The sequence below is a fragment of the Pseudomonas sp. ok266 genome, from assembly GCF_900110195.1.
Taxonomy (GTDB): Bacteria; Pseudomonadota; Gammaproteobacteria; order Pseudomonadales; family Pseudomonadaceae; genus Aquipseudomonas; species Aquipseudomonas neuropathica.
The window spans coordinates 269,403-287,277 of record NZ_FOCU01000007.1 but is presented as its reverse complement, the minus strand read 5'-3'; the positions used below and the strand labels follow the sequence as shown (position 1 = coordinate 287,277).

Sequence of the window (17,875 nt, the reverse complement as noted above, 5' to 3'; positions counted from 1 at the left end):
AGATTCAACATCCGTGTTGACTGATCTGACGCTTTCGCGAGCAAGCTCGCTCCCACAAGGTCCGCTCCGTTTCAATCTTGAACTGCCCCTACTCTCGCCTAAGTTGACGTTAACGTAAAGGGTGATTGACAGCCATCCATCGCAGGCTTACGTTAACGTAAAGGTGAGAGCTGAGTAACCGCCCTCCCCACCCTACAAAAAAGCCAAAAGGTGACCCATGAGCTATCCCTCCCTGAACTTCGCCCTCGGTGAAACCATCGACATGTTGCGCGATCAGGTTCAGTCCTTTGTCGCCAAGGAGATCGCTCCGCGCGCCGCGCAGATCGACAGCGACAACCTGTTCCCCGCCGACATGTGGCGCAAATTCGGTGACATGGGCCTGCTCGGCATCACTGTGCCGGAAGAGTACGGCGGCGCTGGCCTGGGTTACCTGGCGCATGTGGTGGCGATGGAAGAAATCAGCCGTGGTTCGGCTTCGGTCGCCCTGTCCTACGGCGCGCACTCCAACCTTTGCGTCAACCAGATCAACCGTAACGGCAACCACGAACAAAAAACCCAATACCTGCCGAAGCTGATCAGCGGCGAACACGTCGGCGCCCTCGCCATGAGCGAGCCGAACGCCGGTTCCGACGTGGTCTCGATGAAACTGCGCGCCGACAAACGCGGTGACCATTTCGTCCTCAACGGCAGCAAAACCTGGATCACCAACGGCCCTGACGCCAACACCTACGTGATCTACGCCAAGACCGATCTGGAAAAAGGCCCGCACGGCATCACCGCGTTCATCGTCGAACGCGACTGGAAAGGCTTCAGCCGCAGCAACAAATTCGACAAGCTCGGCATGCGCGGCTCCAACACCTGCGAGCTGTTTTTCGATGACGTCGAGGTGCCGGAAGAAAACATCCTCGGCGTGCTCAACGGCGGCGTCAAAGTGTTGATGAGCGGTCTCGATTACGAACGCGTCGTGCTCTCCGGCGGCCCGACCGGGATCATGCAGTCGTGCATGGACCTGATCGTTCCATACATCCACGACCGCAAACAGTTCGGCCAGAGCATCGGCGAGTTCCAGCTGATCCAGGGCAAAGTGGCCGACATGTACACCCAGCTCAACGCCAGTCGCGCCTACCTCTACGCCGTGGCCCAGGCCTGCGAGCGCGGCGAAACCACCCGCAAGGATGCCGCCGGGGTAATCCTCTACACCGCCGAGCGCGCGACGCAAATGGCCCTCGACGCGATCCAGATTCTCGGTGGTAACGGTTACATCAACGAATTCCCGGCGGGCCGCTTGCTGCGTGACGCCAAGCTGTACGAAATCGGCGCCGGTACGAGTGAGATCCGTCGCATGCTGATCGGTCGCGAACTGTTCAACGAAACCCGCTAAACGGAGCTGGCCATGGCTACCCTGCACACTCAGCTCAACCCTCGTTCAGCGGAGTTCGCCGCCAACAGCGCGGCGATGCTCAAACAGGTCGACGCCCTGCACACCCTGCTCGCCCAAGTGGCGCAGGGCGGCGGCGCGAAAGCCCAGGAACGCCACACCTCACGCGGCAAACTGTTGCCTCGTGAACGCATCAACCGCTTGCTTGATCCAGGTTCGCCATTTCTGGAAATCAGCCAACTGGCCGCCCACGCCGTGTATGGCGAAGACGTTCCGGCCGCTGGTGTGATTGCCGGGATCGGCCGGGTTGAAGGCGTCGAATGCATGATCGTCGCCAACGACGCGACGGTTAAGGGCGGTTCGTACTACCCGCTGACCGTGAAAAAACATCTACGTGCACAAACCATCGCGCAACAGAATCGTCTGCCGTGTATCTATCTGGTCGATTCGGGCGGCGCCAACCTGCCGCGTCAGGACGAAGTGTTTCCGGATCGTGAGCACTTCGGGCGGATCTTCTTCAACCAGGCCAACATGAGCGCGATGGGCATTCCGCAGATCGCCGTGGTCATGGGCTCGTGCACTGCCGGCGGCGCGTATGTACCGGCAATGGCGGACGAAGCGATCATGGTGCGCAATCAGGCGACGATTTTCCTCGCCGGCCCGCCGTTGGTGAAAGCCGCGACCGGTGAAGTGGTCAGCGCTGAAGACCTGGGCGGTGCCGATGTGCACTGCAAGATTTCCGGGGTCGCCGACCATTACGCCGAGAGCGACGAACACGCCCTCGCCCTCGCCCGCCGCAGCGTTGCCAACCTCAACTGGCGCAAGCTCGGTGACGTGCAGCAACGCGCGCCGATTGCGCCGCTGTACGCCAGCGACGAGTTGTACGGCGTAGTTTCGGCCGACGCCAAGCAGCCGTTCGACGTGCGCGAAGTGATTGCGCGACTGGTCGACGGTTCGGTGTTCGATGAATTCAAGGCTTTGTTCGGCACCACGCTGGTGTGTGGCTTTGCGCATCTGCACGGCTACCCGATCGCGATTCTGGCGAACAACGGCATCCTCTTCGCCGAAGCCGCGCAGAAAGGTGCGCACTTTATCGAACTGGCCTGCCAGCGCGGTATTCCGCTGCTTTTTTTGCAGAACATCACCGGCTTCATGGTCGGTCAGAAATACGAGGCCGGCGGCATCGCCAAACACGGCGCGAAACTGGTAACAGCGGTGGCTTGCGCCAAGGTGCCGAAATTCACCGTGATCATCGGCGGTAGCTTCGGCGCCGGTAACTACGGCATGTGCGGCCGCGCTTATGACCCGCGTTTCCTGTGGATGTGGCCGAACGCGCGGATCGGCGTGATGGGCGCCGAGCAGGCGGCGGGCGTGTTGGTGCAGGTCAAACGCGAACAGGCTGAACGCAGTGGCCAGGCCTTCAGTGCCGAGCAGGAAGCCGAGATCAAGCAACCGATCCTCGACCAGTATGAAGAGCAAGGTCACCCCTACTATTCCAGCGCACGGCTATGGGACGACGGCGTCATCGACCCGGCGCAGACCCGCGATGTGCTGGCCCTGGCCTTGTCCGCGTCGCTGAACGCGCCAATCGAACCGAGCCGCTTCGGCGTGTTCCGGATGTGATTTTTTGTGGGAGCGAGCCTGCTCGCGAATACGGTTTGTCAGCTAGCGGATAGGTCGACTGATACAACGCTTTCGCGAGCAGGCTCGCTCCCACAAGAACCGTGGAGACGGATGAATATGAGCGATTTCAACACCCTCGAACTGCACAGCGACCCACGCGGTTTTGCAACGCTGTGGCTCAACCGCGCAGAAAAGAACAACGCCTTCAACGCCGAGATGATCCGCGAACTGATCCTCGCGCTGGACAAAGTCGCCAGCGACGCCAGCCTGCGTTTCCTGCTGGTGCGTGGTCGTGGCAAGCACTTCAGTGCCGGCGCTGATCTGGCGTGGATGCAGCAATCGGCCGAACTCGATTACCACACCAACCTCGACGACGCACGTGAACTGGCAGAGCTGATGTACAACCTCGCCAAGCTGAAGATCCCCACAGTGGCCGTGGTGCAAGGCGCGGCGTTCGGTGGCGCGCTGGGGCTGATCAGTTGCTGTGACATGGCGATTGGCGCCGATGACGCGCAGTTCTGCTTGTCGGAAGTGCGCATCGGTCTGGCGCCGGCGGTGATCAGTCCGTTCGTGGTGCAAGCCATCGGCGAACGCGCTGCGCGTCGATATGCGCTGACCGCCGAGCGTTTCGGCGGACAACGTGCGCGCGAAATCGGTTTGTTGTCCGAGAGCTATCCGGCGGCAGAACTTGATCAGCAAGTCGAACAGTGGATCAACAATTTACTGCTCAACAGCCCCGCCGCCATGCGCGCCAGCAAGGATTTGCTGCGTGAAGTCGGTAACGGCGCGCTGACCCCGGCGCTGCGCCGCTACACCGAAAATGCCATCGCCCGCATCCGCGTCAGCCCTGAAGGTCAGGAAGGCCTGCGCGCCTTTCTGCAAAAACGTCCGCCGAGCTGGCAAGCCGCAACCACCACCAAGGAGCCGCGTTGATGAGCGCACCTGTTCTCACCACCCTGCTGGTGGCCAACCGTGGCGAAATCGCCTGCCGCGTGATGCGCACCGCCAAAGCCTTGGGCCTGACCACGGTTGCCGTGCACAGTGCCACCGACCGTGAGGCGCGACATAGCCGGGAAGCGGACATCCGCGTCGATCTCGGTGGCAGCAAAGCGACCGACAGTTACCTGCAGATCGACAAGCTGATCGCAGCGGCCAAGGCCAGTGGCGCGCAGGCGATTCATCCGGGTTACGGGTTTCTCTCGGAAAACGCCGGGTTCGCTCGTGCCATCGAAGCGGCCGGGCTGATTTTCCTCGGCCCGCCCGCCTCGGCCATCGATGCCATGGGCAGCAAGTCCGCCGCCAAAGCGCTGATGGAAACCGCCGGTGTGCCACTGGTGCCGGGTTATCACGGCGAAGCGCAGGACCTCGACACCTTCCGCGATGCCTGCGAACGCATCGGTTATCCAGTGCTGCTCAAAGCCACGGCCGGCGGTGGTGGCAAAGGCATGAAAGTGGTCGAGGACGTCAGCCAGTTGGCCGAAGCCCTCGCTTCGGCTCAGCGTGAAGCGCAGTCGTCGTTCGGCGATTCGCGCATGCTGGTGGAGAAATACCTGCTCAAGCCACGTCACGTGGAAATCCAGGTGTTCGCCGATCAGCATGGCAATTGCCTGTACCTCAATGAACGGGATTGCTCGATTCAACGGCGCCATCAGAAAGTCGTCGAAGAAGCGCCGGCACCCGGCCTGTCCACGCAACTGCGGCGGGCGATGGGTGAAGCAGCGGTGCGTTCGGCACAGGCGATCGGTTACGTCGGCGCCGGTACGGTGGAGTTCCTGCTGGATGCGCGCGGTGAATTCTTCTTTATGGAGATGAACACGCGGTTGCAGGTCGAGCACCCGGTGACTGAAGCGATTACCGGTCTTGATCTGGTCGCCTGGCAGATCCGCGTTGCTCGTGGTGAAGCACTGCCGATCACCCAGGAACAAGTGCCGTTGAACGGCCATGCGATTGAAGTGCGCTTGTACGCCGAGGATCCTGCGAATGACTTCCTGCCGGCGACCGGACGTCTGGCGTTGTATCGCGAATCGGCCGAAGGGCCAGGGCGCCGGGTGGATAGCGGGGTTGAAGAAGGCGATGAAATCTCGCCGTTCTACGACCCGATGCTCGGCAAGCTGATTGCCTGGGGCGAGGATCGCGAACAGGCTCGATTGCGCTTGTTGAGCATGCTCGACGAGTTTGCGATTGGCGGTTTGAAAACCAACATCAACTTCTTGCGGCGGATCATTGCGCACCCGGCGTTCGCGGCGGCGGAACTGGATACCGGGTTTATTCCGCGTTACCAGGAGCAATTGCTGCCTGCACCGGGCACGCTGAGCGACGCGTTCTGGGCGGCGGCGGCTCAAGCGGTGGCGCAGAGCCTGCCACAACTCGCACGCCAGGATGACCCTGCTTCGCCTTGGTCGCTCAATAGCGGTTTGCGTGCGGGGCTGCCGCCGGAAATCACCCTGCATTTGAGTTGCGAGGGGCAGGATCGCGCCTTGACGCTGAATGCTGCCGACCACGCCAGACTGTCCGGCGAAGCACTTATCGTCGAGCACGAAGGCGTTCGTCGTACGTTGCGTGCGATTCGCCAGGGCGATGCGCTGTACCTGCAATGGGAAGGTGAGTTGCGCCGTATCGAAACATACGATCCGATCAGCGCCATCGAAGCCAGCCACAGTCATCAGGGCGGCCTGACCGCGCCGATGAACGGCAGCATTGTCCGCGTGTTGGTGGAGGCCGGGCAATCGGTTGAGGCCGGTGCGCAACTGGTGGTGCTGGAAGCGATGAAGATGGAACACAGCATCCGCGCGCCGCATGCCGGGGTGATCAAAGCGCTGTATTGCCAGGAAGGTGAAATGGTTGGCGAAGGCAGCGCTTTGGTTGAGCTGGAAGAAGTATGAACGGGAGGATCGATCCTGCGCCTGGCGAGGATCGATCTGACTAGTAACGCGCCGTTGCCTGCACCACAACACCGATGATTCGACACTCATCGGTCAGCAGGGCTTTCGGCCATGTCGGATTGAGCGGCACCAGGTAACGCTGGCCGCCCTCTTCGTCGAGTTTGCGAAAAATCGCCTCCGTACTGTCGGGCCACTGGGCGATCACCAGTTTACCGGGCAGCGCTTCGGCGGCCGGGTCGACCAGAATCAGCATGCCTTCGGCAATGCTCTGGCCACTGGGTGCGGTCATTGAATCTCCCGTCACCGTCAACCAGAACGCCGGGCCTCGCGCGTGGTAATCCGTCAACTCGAAGCGCTGCTTGCCTGCTGCCTTGTCGTAGGACGCCGGATCGCTTTCACGCACTTCGCACGTCGTCTGCCAATCGCTGACCGGGTAACGGAAGTACGGGTTGTACTTCTGCGCCAGCGGCATCTCGTCCTCGGACGTGGGTTGCGGTTCACGGATCACCAGCACCACTTCGAGGAAATCCATGCCCAGCGCTTGCAGCACCCGGTTCATTTCAGTGATACCGGGTTCGCGACGCTTGTTCAGCCAATGGCCGATCCCGCCCTGGGACATGCCGACGCGCTCTCCGAGCTCTGTTTGAGTGATTTTGAGTTCACTCATCTTGGCCTTGACCAACTCAATCCATTTATCCATGTGCAGCACCTTACGTGGACGCCTTCGGCCAGCAAAACACATATTGTAGTATTTAAATTCTCGTCACAACTACACAGAGTACTATTCTGAAGGCACGGATTTTCAATCGACCAAGGAGTGCCCCCTCATCATGAATATCAGCAGCAAAGACTTGCCCGATCTGCAAATGGACACCACCTTCACCTCGCCCCAAGGCAATGCGGCGGCGCAACGAGCGCTGGACTACTACTTGAAACCAGCTGTGTCAGAACCTGAGGTCGACGAGCGTTTTTTCGATGTCAGGCGCCATCTCAGTGGCGAGGAAGCCCTGGTGCACGCCTCGGACCTGTTGCGCTGCGCAGCAGCAACGGCGTTCAAGGCAGCCGAAAATCTGCAAGGCGCGAGTCGCGATCTGGCATTTTCAGTGGTGCATATGGTGGATATGGCGCGGGCGATGGTCGACCATTCACTCGATGGCGATGAAGCCTGAGAAACGGAAGTGCGGGCGGACGGGAAAGAATTTTCCAATCGAGCAGGTAAAAACATTTGACTTGCAAATGATAATGATTATTATTGCAAGCAACTGGTCGCGAGATCAGTCGATGGACCAGAGACCTTAGGTCGGTCTTCTGGACTATCTCCTCATCAGGCTAATCACGGTTTTTGACCCGGCTTTTTGCCGGGTCTTTTTTTTGCCCGTTTTTCAGGCTTATGGCTTCAGGCTAATGAAGTCTTTAGGTGCTGCAAATTCGATGGCGCGGATAATATCAAAAGAATATTGGTTGGCAAGCGAAGCCCGGCCGCATTGGGGCAAACTAATGCCAATTAGCACTTGAGAATCAATCGCACAGTCTCTAAGCTGCTTGCGCGTCATGGAGGACGCCCCCCGCCACACACCGCAATTCCCCTCGGTTTCAGCCCTGCCTGCGTGTACAGTAACGGCCATAAAAATCATATTCAGGAATCGATTATGACCGTGGCCAAATCTTCGTTCGACATCAGCGCCAACTTCGACAGCGGCAACATCCAAGTCATCGACATCAGCAATCCACTCAATCCGGTTCTGGCCATTCGTCCAGATACTCGCAGCGCGCATTTCCAGTGGTTTCACTTCAAGGCCAGCGGCCTGCATGTCGGCCAGGAACACTGGTTCCGCCTGAACAATGCCAGCCAATCCACGTACAGCAAGGGCTGGCCCGGTTATCAGGCCGTAGCGTCCTACGATCACGTCAACTGGTTCCGCGTGCCGACTATTTACGAGGGCGACTGCCTGCGCTTTTGCCTCGAGGCCACGCAGACCCATGCCTGGTTCGCCTACTTCGAACCCTATAGCCGTGGCCGTCACGACTGGCTGATCGAGCAGGCGCTGAGCAAGGCCGGCACCGAATTACTGGCGACCGGTAAAAGTGTCGAAGGTCGCGACATTCAATTGCTGCGCAAAGGCACTGGCGCTGAAGGCCAGCGCAAAATCTGGATCATCGCTCAGCAACATCCCGGCGAGCACATGGCCGAATGGTTCATGGAAGGCGTGATCGAGCGCCTGGAAAGGCACGATGATCCGGTGCTGAACAAGCTGCTCGCCAGTGCCGATCTGTACCTGGTGCCGAATATGAATCCGGACGGCGCGTTCCATGGCCATCTGCGCACCAACGCCATGGGCCAGGATTTGAACCGGGCCTGGCAGAACGCCAACCAGGAGATCAGTCCCGAGGTGCTCTTCGTCCAGCAGCAAATGGAAAAGTACGGCGTCGATCTGTTCCTGGACGCCCATGGCGATGAAACCATTCCTCACGTATTCACCGCCGGCTGCGAAGGCAATCCGGGCTACACGCCGCGTATCGAGAAGCTCGAAGAGCATTTCCGCAATCACCTGAAACACACCACCAAAGATTTCCAGACCAAGTACGGCTACACCCGCGACGAACCGGGTCAGGCCAACATGACCCTGGCGTGCAACAGCGTCGGCCAGAAATACGACTGCCTGTCGCTGACCCTGGAAATGCCGTTCAAGGATCACGACGACCATCCCGACAACGTCACCGGCTGGTCGGGCAAACGCTCTAAACAGCTGGGCAAAGACGTGCTGACCACCATCGCTGACATGGTTGATACCCTGCGCTGATCCCCTCCTCCGTTCTGTAAAAGATCGCAGCTTGTCTGCGATCTTTTGCTTTCCGCCATTCGCCATCTCGCGCAAACAGGTTGCAAAATAAAACCCGAATCAATACCGTACTCAAGGTTTTATTTTGAAACCTAAAAGGATGCGGGAAATGAAACCTCTAAAGAGCAGTGCCGTTTTGCTTTTCTCCGTAGCCTGCGGTCTGGCCGTGGGCAATGTGTATTACGCCCAGCCATTGCTGGACGCGATGGCCGAGGCGTTCGCGATGTCGCCGGCGACCATCGGCATTGTCATCACCCTGACGCAAATCGGCTACGGCATCGGACTGGTGCTATTGGTCCCTCTCGGTGATCTGCTCAATCGGCGCCGATTAATCGTTACTCAAACCCTGCTGTCGGCAGCGGCGCTGTTGATGATCGCGCTGGCACCCGACAGTACGTGGCTGCTGCTTGGCATGACCTTGACAGGGCTGCTCGCGGTAGTGACGCAGGTCTTGGTAGCTTATGCCGCGACGCTGGCAATCCCGGCCCAACGCGGGCGCGTGGTCGGGGTGGTCACCAGCGGCATCGTCGTCGGCATCTTGCTGGCACGCACGGTTGCCGGCGGTATGGCCGATTTGGCTGGGTGGCGAGCGATTTACTTGCTGTCAGCCGGGCTGACACTGTTGATGGCGTTGCTGCTGTTGCGTGTTCTGCCGAAGGATGAGGTCCCGCAACCGATTACGACTTACGCCGCCCTGATCGCCTCAGTATTCAGCCTGTTCAAAGAAGAACCGGTACTGCGCCAACGCGCGATCCTCGCATTGCTGACTTTTGCCAGTGCGATGGTGCTGTGGACGCCGATGGTGCTGCCGCTGGCCGCGCCACCGTTGTCGTTGTCGCACAGTGAAATCGGTCTGTTCGGACTCGCAGGTGCTGCGGGTGCACTGGCAGCCGCACGGGCCGGTCATCTGGCTGATCGTGGTCTGGGGCAATGGGTCAGCGGTCTGTCGCTGTTACTGATGCTCGCCTCATGGTTGCCGATCGCCCTGACTCAATCCTCGCTGTGGGCATTGCTGCTCGGCGTAATCACCTTGGATCTGGGTCTGCAAGCCGTGCACGTCACCAGCCAGAGCATGATCTACAGCGTGCGCCCCGAAGCGCAAAGCCGTCTCACCGCCGGTTACATGCTGTTCTATTCGATCGGCAGTGCGCTCGGTTCCATCGGCTCGACCGCGATGTACGCGTGGGCCGGCTGGATCGGCGTGTGCCTGCTCGGCGCCAGCATCAACGCCGTGGCGCTGGCGTACTGGTGGCTGACCCTGAAACGCGGCGCATCGCTACGATGCGCCACGCAAACGGGTTAGCTGCGATCGCGACCACGCAACATGCTGTCGAGCACCTCGTCGCGGCGGACCCAGCCATGAAACAACGCCGCCGCCAGGTGCAGCAGCACCGTCAGGAACAGCAGATAGGCCAGATACCCGTGAGCCTTGCGCAGAAACGCGAACAACTGCGCATCGGCCGGAACGATCGCTGGCAACTGCAACGTTGTGCTGAGCATCACCGGTTCACCAGAAGCGCTGATCATCGCCCAACCGAGCAACGGCAACACCAGCATCAACGCGTAAAGCAGCAGATGGGACGCCTTGGCCGCCAGTACTTGCCAGCCCGGCAGATCGGCGGGCAACGGTGGCTGGCGCGTGGTGAGCCGCACCAGCAAACGCACGATCACCAGCGCCAGAATCGCAATGCCCAGCGGTTTGTGCAGATGGATCAGCCATTCATGCCGCTCGGACACCGAGGTGACCATGCCGGCGCCGATAAACAGCATGGCGATGATCATCAGCGCCATCAGCCAGTGCAGCAGCCGCGCCAACAGGGCGAAATGCGTCGGTTGAGTGCTCATGGACGAGCCTCCTGTTTGGCGGCGGGCAACTGACTGACTTCGCTGGTGCGACGCAAGTAGGAATTGGCGTAACCGGCGGAACGCGCCGCGAGCAACGGGTCGTCGGAACCTTGAATCCCGGCCGGCAGCACCAGCGGGTCATAGTTGATGTCCCGGCATTCGCCGCTCAATTGCGGCTGGGTCTTTTCCAGCACCAGCGTACCGGCGTTCAACACTTTGCGCCCCTCGGGCCAGGTCTTGCTGGCGTCGTTCACCGGATCCTCGGGATTGGCCAGAGTGATATTCAACTGAAAACGCAGCGGTGCAGACGACAACCGCTGCACCAGATCTTTCTCGAGAAAATCACCGCCCTCAGGTGCACTGGCGCCCGCAGCATCGCGCGCCAACGGTGTCATGCTCCAGCGCACGGCCTGTTTTTTACCGCTGGCGTCGACCAGATAAAACGCGTTGACGCTGTTATAGGTTTCGGTGGCATAACTGGCCGACGGTTTGGCTGTCTTCACCCACGTCAAAAACGGCACGGTTTCCGGGTGCGCGGCAAAGAACGCCGGAACCTTCGCCGGATCAGGTTTACCGGTGGCCGGATCTGGCGATTGCGCCTGCTGCAATTGATAAAACGCCTCAGGCGTACCGACCGGGAACACCGGCATGCTGTTCATCCCGGTGCGCCATTGCTGCCCGTTAGCCTGGGTGAACCGCAACGCCAGACTGCGAATCGGCACGCTGCTGTCCGGTGCATAGGGATTGCCCGCCGGCAGCGCAAAGCGCCCGACGACTGGAGTCTGCGGCTCGTTGAACACCTGCGCAGTGGAGAATGCCCGTGCCTCACCACTGCTTTCGAAATGCCCGATCACGCACACGCCTTTGGCGTGATTACGACGAAACCCGGGATGCACGCCATTGTTCTTCTCCAGCACATCGACCAGCGCCTTTGGCGTCAGGCGTTGTGGGTCGAAGTTACCGTGAACGTAGGCAAACGCCCCGGCCACCGCAGCGACTACCACGGCAATGCCGCCCAGACGCAATATCAGGCTCGCGACACTCAGTGGCGGGCGCTGCGGCCCGCCAGGCGGTGAAGCGTTGGGTGAGGTGCGATCAACCATGAAGGACTCCAGGGCCAATGGCCACAAGTAGGAAGAATCAGCAAGACGCGCCTCATCCGGGTTTATTCCACACAACGGTATTTATTTTTCCGAACGTGGAATAACCTCCAACGGCGGGCGTCTCCCTAGTCCACAGCGTAGTGACTAGCAGAATTTCATGAGCGAATTCGACGAACAGTTGAGAGAAATCATTCCCAGATTGCGCCGCTTTGCCGTGTCGTTGACGCGCAACAGCAGCAGTGCTGACGATCTGGTGCAGGCCTGTCTGGAGCGTGCCCTGTCGAGTTGGGGCGACAAACGCGCCGACGGCGACTTGCGTGCCTGGCTGTTCGCGATCCTCTATCGGCAGTTTCTCGACGCCCACCGGCGCTCGCGGCGTTATGCGCGAATGCTCGAATTCTTCACCGGTCGCGACGATGCCGAACCCTCGGTGGAGCGCACCGTTATCGCTCAGTCAACCCTGCAAGCCTTCGACCGACTGCCCAGCGAACAGCGCGCGCTGCTGCTCATGGTTTCAGTGGAAGGCCTTTCCTATAAAGAGGTCGCCGAGATTCTCGGCGCCCCGATCGGCACCGTGATGTCGCGCCTGTCCCGCGCCCGCCAGGCCCTGCGCCAACTCAGCGACGGCGAAATCAGCAGCCCTTCTTTGCGGATACTCAAATGATCAGCCTGCCTCCCACCGAGCGTGATCTGCACGCCTATGTCGACCACCAGCTCAGCGACGCCGACCGGCGTGTGCTGGACACCTGGCTGGCCAGTCACCCGGACGAAGCGGCGCAGGTTCGCGCCTGGCAACAGGATGCCCAGCAATTGCGCGCGGCACTCAGCGGCGCGTTGCAGCAACCGGCCAACCCAGCGCTTGACCCAGCGATGATTCGCCAGCGCCGTCAGCGCCAGTCGCGTCGTCATCTGGCCAGTGCTGCGGTGTTGCTGATCGCGGTCAGCCTCGGCGGTTTCAGTGGCTGGCAGGCCCGGGACATGACCCTTGTGCGCCCGGCCATGTTGCCAATGACCGACGCCCTGCAAGCCTATCGCCTGATTGCCCAGCAAGGCATGTTGCCAGCCGATTACAAGGTCGACAGTGATGGCGACATGCAGCGCTGGCTCGATCGTTATTTCACTCGGGCCAGTCGTTTACCAGATCTGAAGGCGGCCGGGTTTGAACCGGTCAGTGGACGCCTGCTCAGCACCGACGAAGGCCCGGCAGCGATGGTGATGTATGAGGATGGCAGTGGCCACAAGGTGAGTTTCTACGTGCGCCCGCCGGGGCCGAAGAACACCTTTTTGCCGCGTGGCACGCGCAGTGACGGAGATTTGCAGGCCCAGTACTGGTCAGGTGGTGGCTATAACTACGCGATGGTCAGCCCGGTCGATACACCGGCGGCGCAACAGCTCAAGCAATCACTGCCATTCTGAGAACACCACCTTTCCCCTGTGGGAGCGAGCTTGCTCCCACGAGGGATCAGCGTCAGGCTCAGAAACCTACGTCGAGCACCACATTGTCCAGATAAGTACCTGCAGGCGGCGTGCTCTGGTCGGTGTAGATTTTCGCGTTGTAGTTGAAGATCTGGCTGCCCGTGCCCAAGCCGTTACCCGGATTGACCTCGGCATCGCTACTCGCCCGCCGCGCCGCGCCGACACTGCCCCAGCGCGTGGTGCCGGCACTTTTGAAAATGTCGTAGGCCAGATAATTGCTCCCGGAAATCATCCGTCGCCGGCCGCCGACACTCACTGCGTTCTGCCCGTCGCTCAGCCCCACGGTATAGGCACTGCCCTTGGTGCAGGCCAGATTGATGGTTTGCCCGGTCACCGGGGTGAACGCGCTGATCACCGGAGCGCTGCCGAACGCAATGTTCGGCGCAGTAATCGTGCAGTCGTTGGACACCGTCATGTTCACCGTCAACGAGGTCGTGCCACTGGCGATGTCGCGCCCAAGACAGACAGAACCGATACCAATCCCCGAGCAGTAATTCCAGTTCCAGAAAATGCTCAGGGTCTCGGTGTACACCCCGGCGGCGACGTTGCTGCCAATGGTTGTGCCGAGATACAACGGCACGGTTTTCGGCGTTGTACCGTTGAGCAGGCCCAAGGCATCGATGATGCCGTTGCGCGCAAAGTCGTAGGCCGTGCCACGCGTCAGCGGGTAGCTGGTGCTGTTGTTGGCGTAGACCGTGTAGTTGATGACATCGCCGGTCGGCCCGACCAGACCACTTTGAGTCGAAGAAACGGTGCCCCAGAAGTGGTCGTTGCTGGTCAGCAGGGACAGCAGCGAACCGGTACAGCTCAAACCTGCATTCAGCGTGGAGCTGGGCTGCGACGTCGTGCGCACGGCGATCGAACTGAGCGTACCGAATGCTGCCGGCGTGGTGCTGACCACCGAGCACGCAGCCTGCGCCGCCCCCGGCAGCATCAGCGCCAGCAACAGAAGCAAGCGTGCGCCGATCATTGACACACCAACGGGCCAATCAGCGGCACCTGGTCCTGATTCATATCGACGCTGAACTGCGCCTGACAGGTCTTGCCGTCGGCCAGCGTGACCTGCAGCGAGTTCTGCGCCTGCAGGTTTTCCAGATACACCAGCCCATCCCAACCGACCACCGTCCGCGTACCGCTCTGCTCATGCAACACACCCGCGCCCAGCGGCAGTTCGCGCTGTTGCGCGTCGACCAGCACGATGCTCGCGGCAATCACCCGGGCCAGCGGAAACTCCAGCAGATATCCGCTACCGCGCCTTACCGCGATGCGTTGTTCGACATTGGGACTGCGCACATTTGCCGGCAGATTCAGTGGGTCGATTTCATACTTGCCCCGGTAATAGGCGCTGCTCCACGGCACCAGTAGATGACCGTTCTTGTCGGTCTGACCGACCTGCTGGTTTTCGTAGCGCACCGGAATGTCGGCGAAACCATCGGTGCTGACCACTACAAAAGCGTCGTCGATGCGGTTGGCGGCGAACACCTGACGATCCATCCACACCAGCGAACCACTGGCGTCGGCCCAACGGGTTTCAGCCTCTGAAGTGCCGTAGACACCGGCCTGCAACTGCACCGATTGCAGCCGCCAGGTGACGTCGGCCTGGCGATAATCGGCGCCATCACCCTTGGCGTAGCCGAGGTTGAAACCCACGCCGCCCTCAGTCGGCACCGCACGACTGTAGTTGACCCGTTGCTGGCTCTGCCCGGTTTTACTGCGATCGCTGCTGATCGCCAGGCTGCCACGCAGATCGAACGGAATCACCAGTTGCGCCTGCACCGCCCAGTTGCTGTCGCCGATTTCGCGGTTGGCCGACAGGTAAAAACTGCTGTTGCGCCACAGCGGTTTGCTCCAGCTGAGGTTGAGCAGCCGCGTGCGCGAGTCGTCCGCCGCACGAACATCGAAATAACCGGCGCCGAGGCTGCCCCAACGCTCAAGGTTAAGGCTTAAGGTCGCCTGTTCGCTGCGTCGACTCAGGCTGATGTAGGGGCTGTCGACCACGGTCAGGTCGGCATATTGATCGTGACGTTGCAGGCGTTGGTAGGAAAAGCTGAAGCGCTGATTGCTGTACTGGTAGCCCAGGCTCAATTGCTGACCGCCCTCGCCGTCGAAGCGGCTTTGACTCAGGGCACTATTGAGTACACCGAAATTACCCAGCCGCAGGTTGCCGCCGAGGCCGCCCAGTGTCAGCGAATCGGCCGCTTCGGCGTGGCTCTCCAGAGTAAAACTGTCGCTGACGCCGTAACGCAGACTGCCGGAGGTGACACCCGGGCCGTAACTGAAGTCCTTCAAGCCGTAGTCGCGGCGCAACGTACCGGCCGCCACGGAAAAATCGCTCAAGCCTTTTTGCAACAACGTGCTGGTGACATAGAACGGCACCGTGGTCGACACCTGCCGACCCAGTGCATCGGTGGTCACCACCACCGCTTCGCCAGCGCCGTTGATGAATGGAATATTGGTCAGCGTATAAGGCCCAGGTTGCAAATCTGCGCTGCTCGACTTGTAGCCATTGATGAACAGGTCCACCGAGGACGGCACTGCTGCTTCACCGGCAAATTGCGGCAACGGATAAGTCACCAGATCCGGGCGTACGGCAAAGTCCCGCGAGAACTGCACGCCGCCCAGACGCACCGAACTGCTCCACGGCAACGCACCGCTGATCACGTCACCGGCCTCGTAGGTGAGCATTCGCTCGTCGTCGGAGTAACGCCAGGTGGTGTCGTAACGCAGGTAGCCATTGTCCAGCGTGTTGAGCGAATCACCGGACAACGTACGCCGGTATTGCCCGGTGCTGGACAATGTGCCCCAGCTGTCGAACAGCCGCACTTCGTTCCACGCCGCCAGGTAAGTGCCGGCATCGTCGGTATCGTTGAGGTACAGATCGTAGTTGAACAGTGCGCCGAAACTGCTCAGCGCCGGGGTGCGCGGGTAAGCCTGGCGATTGCCGATAAACTGTTCCGGCAACCAGTCCGGCGGCACGTCCAGCAGCAGGCGCTGACCGACACTGTCGTAATCACTGTGCAGCCCCGCCAGACTGTCGAGATCGACCTCGGCACCGAGGCTGTCGGGCAGTTTCATGCCGGTCTCGCGCAACGCGGTCACTGGCACGAACAAGCGCCCGTCGCGCTGCTGCACCGCCACCACGCGTCCGGTATTCATCTGGTTGACCACCAGTTCCAGAAACAACTGTGCATCACTCACGGCCTCCATGCCGCTCGGTGGCGGCGGCAGATCGCCGGCCCCGGATGGTTGAACGAACATCAGGCAACACGCGCCGGTGATGAGCCACAACGGACGCTGAATACGACGAACCCGTCCTGGGCTCATACCCGTTTTACGTCCGTCAATGGACTGAATCCTCCCTGATACCGCTTTAGCCGACGTCAGATAACTGCGCTACGACTCACTCACTTGGCAGGTGTAATGCTCTGCACCTGCGGCGCGCCGTTCACCCGCACCTGCAACGCCGAATCACCGGCCAACGGCCCCGGTGCCGGCCAGCGCATTACCGCGCCCGGCAGGACGTAACCCAAGAGTCCTTCGGCCAGCGGTCTGCTCTGCCCTGCCTGTTTGATTGCCACGTCAGTCAGTCGCGCATGCACCGCGCCCTGATTACGCACTTCGACATAGGGCTTGCCGTCCACGGCCACCGTGCGCCAGCTCAATTGCGGCAGGCCGACACCCTTGGGATCACGCGCGCGGCTGCTATCTTCCTTGCTCCACAGCCCGGCGCCATAGGCAAACAGCGGCACCGAATAACGCATCTGGAAGCGGATCGCTGCGGCGGTTTTGCCTCCGTCAGCGGTCGCGGGTTGTGCGGAAGGAATTTCGTCAATGATGATCCGATAGGCCAGTTCCTGCCCCGGTGGCACTTCCTTGGTTCGGGTCAGACGCACCAATTGTTTCTGTCCCGGCTCGATTTTCGCCACCGGCGGGCTGCCGATCACGTCGCGCTGGTTCTGGTATTGCTCGGCGAAACCACTCTGGCTCCAGCCGAACACGCGGATCTGCAGATTGGCGGTTTCACTGCCGCGATTCTCCAGCCACAGCGCACTGGCCTGCTGATCAGCCTCCAGCACCGGATCGATCGGCCAGATCAGCACCGAACTCGCCGCGTGTGCCTGACTTGCCCCAAGCATGACCAGCGTCCACATCGCACAGCGCACGAACGAATGCAGTGACGTAACTGACCCCATAAACCTGCTCCTTGTCGGCCATTCAACTTCGCCTTACCACGACAGTTGCACCTGCAACACGTCGCTGTACGTCCCCCCAGGCTGATTGCCCGGCAATTGCACCTGACCGTAAATCGGCAGGCTGATGTTGTTCGCATCGCTGTAGGCCACCGCCACACTCTGGCCGATGCCCAGGCTCTGGCTGTATGCCGCATCACTAAACAGCGCATACGCCACCCGCGCATTACCGCTGTTGACCTGCATGTGCCGGCCACTGTTGTTGTACTGGCCGCCATCAACGCTCATGTTCAGCGTCACGCCCGGCGTGCATTGCAATTGCACCCCACCCGTCAGCGCGACCTGCACGGTGCCGGTGGCCAGTGCCGAACGCGAACCGAAATTCAGCCCGCCATAGTTCGACACCCCGCCCACCACCAGACACCCGGCAGTGACCGTCGCACTGACCTGAAAGCTCTGGCTCGTCGCCGCTGTCAGCGGCAGCGGCGCACTGCCTGCGCAGAGCAGGAGCAGCACGGCACAGCCATGGCGGCGCATG

Annotated in this window: 17 protein-coding genes; 9 read left to right on the top strand and 8 right to left on the bottom strand. The window is 60.7% G+C overall.

All coding sequences use genetic code 11. The features are described 5' to 3' along the window. Nucleotides 1-217 precede the first annotated feature (217 nt). From BMY54_RS15300 to BMY54_RS15285, 4 genes are all read left to right on the top strand, one after another. Nucleotides 218-1,381, top strand: coding sequence for an isovaleryl-CoA dehydrogenase (locus tag BMY54_RS15300; RefSeq protein ID WP_093434150.1), 1,164 nt, complete (start codon nt 218-220; stop codon nt 1,379-1,381). Between the two features lie 12 nt (nt 1,382-1,393). Beyond that, nucleotides 1,394-3,001 carry a carboxyl transferase domain-containing protein gene (locus tag BMY54_RS15295; RefSeq protein ID WP_093434147.1) on the top strand — a complete coding sequence of 536 codons (1,608 nt, stop codon included), beginning with the start codon at nt 1,394-1,396 and terminating at the stop codon, nt 2,999-3,001. 117 nt (nt 3,002-3,118) lie between these two features. Continuing rightward, a complete protein-coding gene (locus BMY54_RS15290) occupies nt 3,119-3,934 on the top strand; it encodes a gamma-carboxygeranoyl-CoA hydratase (RefSeq protein WP_093434145.1) in 816 nt (271 codons plus the stop codon). Continuing rightward, nucleotides 3,934-5,883, top strand: a complete 1,950-nt coding sequence (locus BMY54_RS15285; protein ID WP_093434142.1) for an acetyl/propionyl/methylcrotonyl-CoA carboxylase subunit alpha — start codon at nt 3,934-3,936, stop codon at nt 5,881-5,883. The genes BMY54_RS15290 and BMY54_RS15285 overlap by 1 nt, the downstream gene beginning before the upstream one ends. A gap of 40 nt (nt 5,884-5,923) precedes the next feature. Here BMY54_RS15285 and BMY54_RS15280 read toward each other — a convergent pair whose 3' ends face one another. After that, on the bottom strand, nt 5,924-6,583 hold the full coding sequence (locus tag BMY54_RS15280; protein WP_093434139.1) for a LexA family protein: 660 nt from the start codon (nt 6,581-6,583) through the stop codon (nt 5,924-5,926). 130 nt (nt 6,584-6,713) lie between these two features. Between BMY54_RS15280 and BMY54_RS15275 the strand changes: the two genes are divergently transcribed. Beyond that, the gene (locus BMY54_RS15275; protein ID WP_093434137.1) at nt 6,714-7,052 is read left to right on the top strand and encodes a DUF6124 family protein; all 339 of its coding nucleotides are present in this window, start codon (nt 6,714-6,716) and stop codon (nt 7,050-7,052) included. A 219-nt stretch (nt 7,053-7,271) separates the two neighbouring features. On the opposite strand, the gene BMY54_RS30620 is transcribed toward BMY54_RS15275, so the two are convergent. Beyond that, nucleotides 7,272-7,436 carry a hypothetical protein gene (locus BMY54_RS30620; protein ID WP_156685516.1) on the bottom strand — a complete coding sequence of 55 codons (165 nt, stop codon included), beginning with the start codon at nt 7,434-7,436 and terminating at the stop codon, nt 7,272-7,274. 96 nt (nt 7,437-7,532) lie between these two features. Here BMY54_RS30620 and BMY54_RS15265 point away from each other — a divergent pair, with 96 nt between their 5' ends. Both BMY54_RS15265 and BMY54_RS15260 read left to right on the top strand, forming a co-directional pair. Further along, on the top strand, nt 7,533-8,684 hold the full coding sequence (locus BMY54_RS15265; RefSeq protein ID WP_093434131.1) for a M14 family metallopeptidase: 1,152 nt from the start codon (nt 7,533-7,535) through the stop codon (nt 8,682-8,684). 148 nt (nt 8,685-8,832) lie between these two features. Continuing rightward, nucleotides 8,833-10,026: an MFS transporter gene (locus BMY54_RS15260; RefSeq protein WP_093434129.1), complete on the top strand. Its 1,194-nt coding sequence runs from the start codon at nt 8,833-8,835 to the stop codon at nt 10,024-10,026. Here BMY54_RS15260 and BMY54_RS15255 read toward each other — a convergent pair. Next, the gene (locus tag BMY54_RS15255) at nt 10,023-10,568 is read right to left on the bottom strand and encodes a cytochrome b (RefSeq protein ID WP_093434126.1); all 546 of its coding nucleotides are present in this window, start codon (nt 10,566-10,568) and stop codon (nt 10,023-10,025) included. The genes BMY54_RS15260 and BMY54_RS15255 overlap by 4 nt on opposite strands. Continuing rightward, entirely contained in the window at nt 10,565-11,671 is a 1,107-nt protein-coding gene (locus tag BMY54_RS15250) for a catalase family peroxidase (RefSeq protein WP_093434124.1), read from the bottom strand. The genes BMY54_RS15255 and BMY54_RS15250 overlap by 4 nt, the downstream gene beginning before the upstream one ends. 157 nt (nt 11,672-11,828) lie before the next feature. On the opposite strand from BMY54_RS15250, the gene BMY54_RS15245 reads away from it, so the two are divergent. Together BMY54_RS15245 and BMY54_RS15240 are read left to right on the top strand one after the other, a co-directional pair. Next, a complete protein-coding gene (locus tag BMY54_RS15245; protein ID WP_007917263.1) occupies nt 11,829-12,335 on the top strand; it encodes a sigma-70 family RNA polymerase sigma factor in 507 nt (168 codons plus the stop codon). After that, nucleotides 12,332-13,087, top strand: coding sequence for an anti-sigma factor family protein (locus BMY54_RS15240; RefSeq protein ID WP_093434121.1), 756 nt, complete (start codon nt 12,332-12,334; stop codon nt 13,085-13,087). Before BMY54_RS15245 ends, BMY54_RS15240 begins: the two co-directional genes overlap by 4 nt. A 58-nt stretch (nt 13,088-13,145) precedes the next feature. On the opposite strand, the gene BMY54_RS15235 is transcribed toward BMY54_RS15240, so the two are convergent. The 4 genes from BMY54_RS15235 to BMY54_RS15220 form a co-directional block, all read right to left on the bottom strand. After that, nucleotides 13,146-14,117: a Csu type fimbrial protein gene (locus BMY54_RS15235; protein ID WP_093434119.1), complete on the bottom strand. Its 972-nt coding sequence runs from the start codon at nt 14,115-14,117 to the stop codon at nt 13,146-13,148. After that, nucleotides 14,114-16,471: a fimbria/pilus outer membrane usher protein gene (locus BMY54_RS15230; protein ID WP_093434116.1), complete on the bottom strand. Its 2,358-nt coding sequence runs from the start codon at nt 16,469-16,471 to the stop codon at nt 14,114-14,116. Before BMY54_RS15230 ends, BMY54_RS15235 begins: the two co-directional genes overlap by 4 nt. An 80-nt stretch (nt 16,472-16,551) precedes the next feature. Further along, nucleotides 16,552-17,340, bottom strand: a complete 789-nt coding sequence (locus BMY54_RS15225) for a fimbrial biogenesis chaperone (protein ID WP_093434113.1) — start codon at nt 17,338-17,340, stop codon at nt 16,552-16,554. A 33-nt stretch (nt 17,341-17,373) separates the two neighbouring features. Then, complete coding sequence (locus BMY54_RS15220; RefSeq protein WP_093434110.1) at nt 17,374-17,874, bottom strand: Csu type fimbrial protein; 501 nt, start codon at nt 17,872-17,874, stop codon at nt 17,374-17,376. Nucleotide 17,875 lies beyond the last annotated feature (1 nt).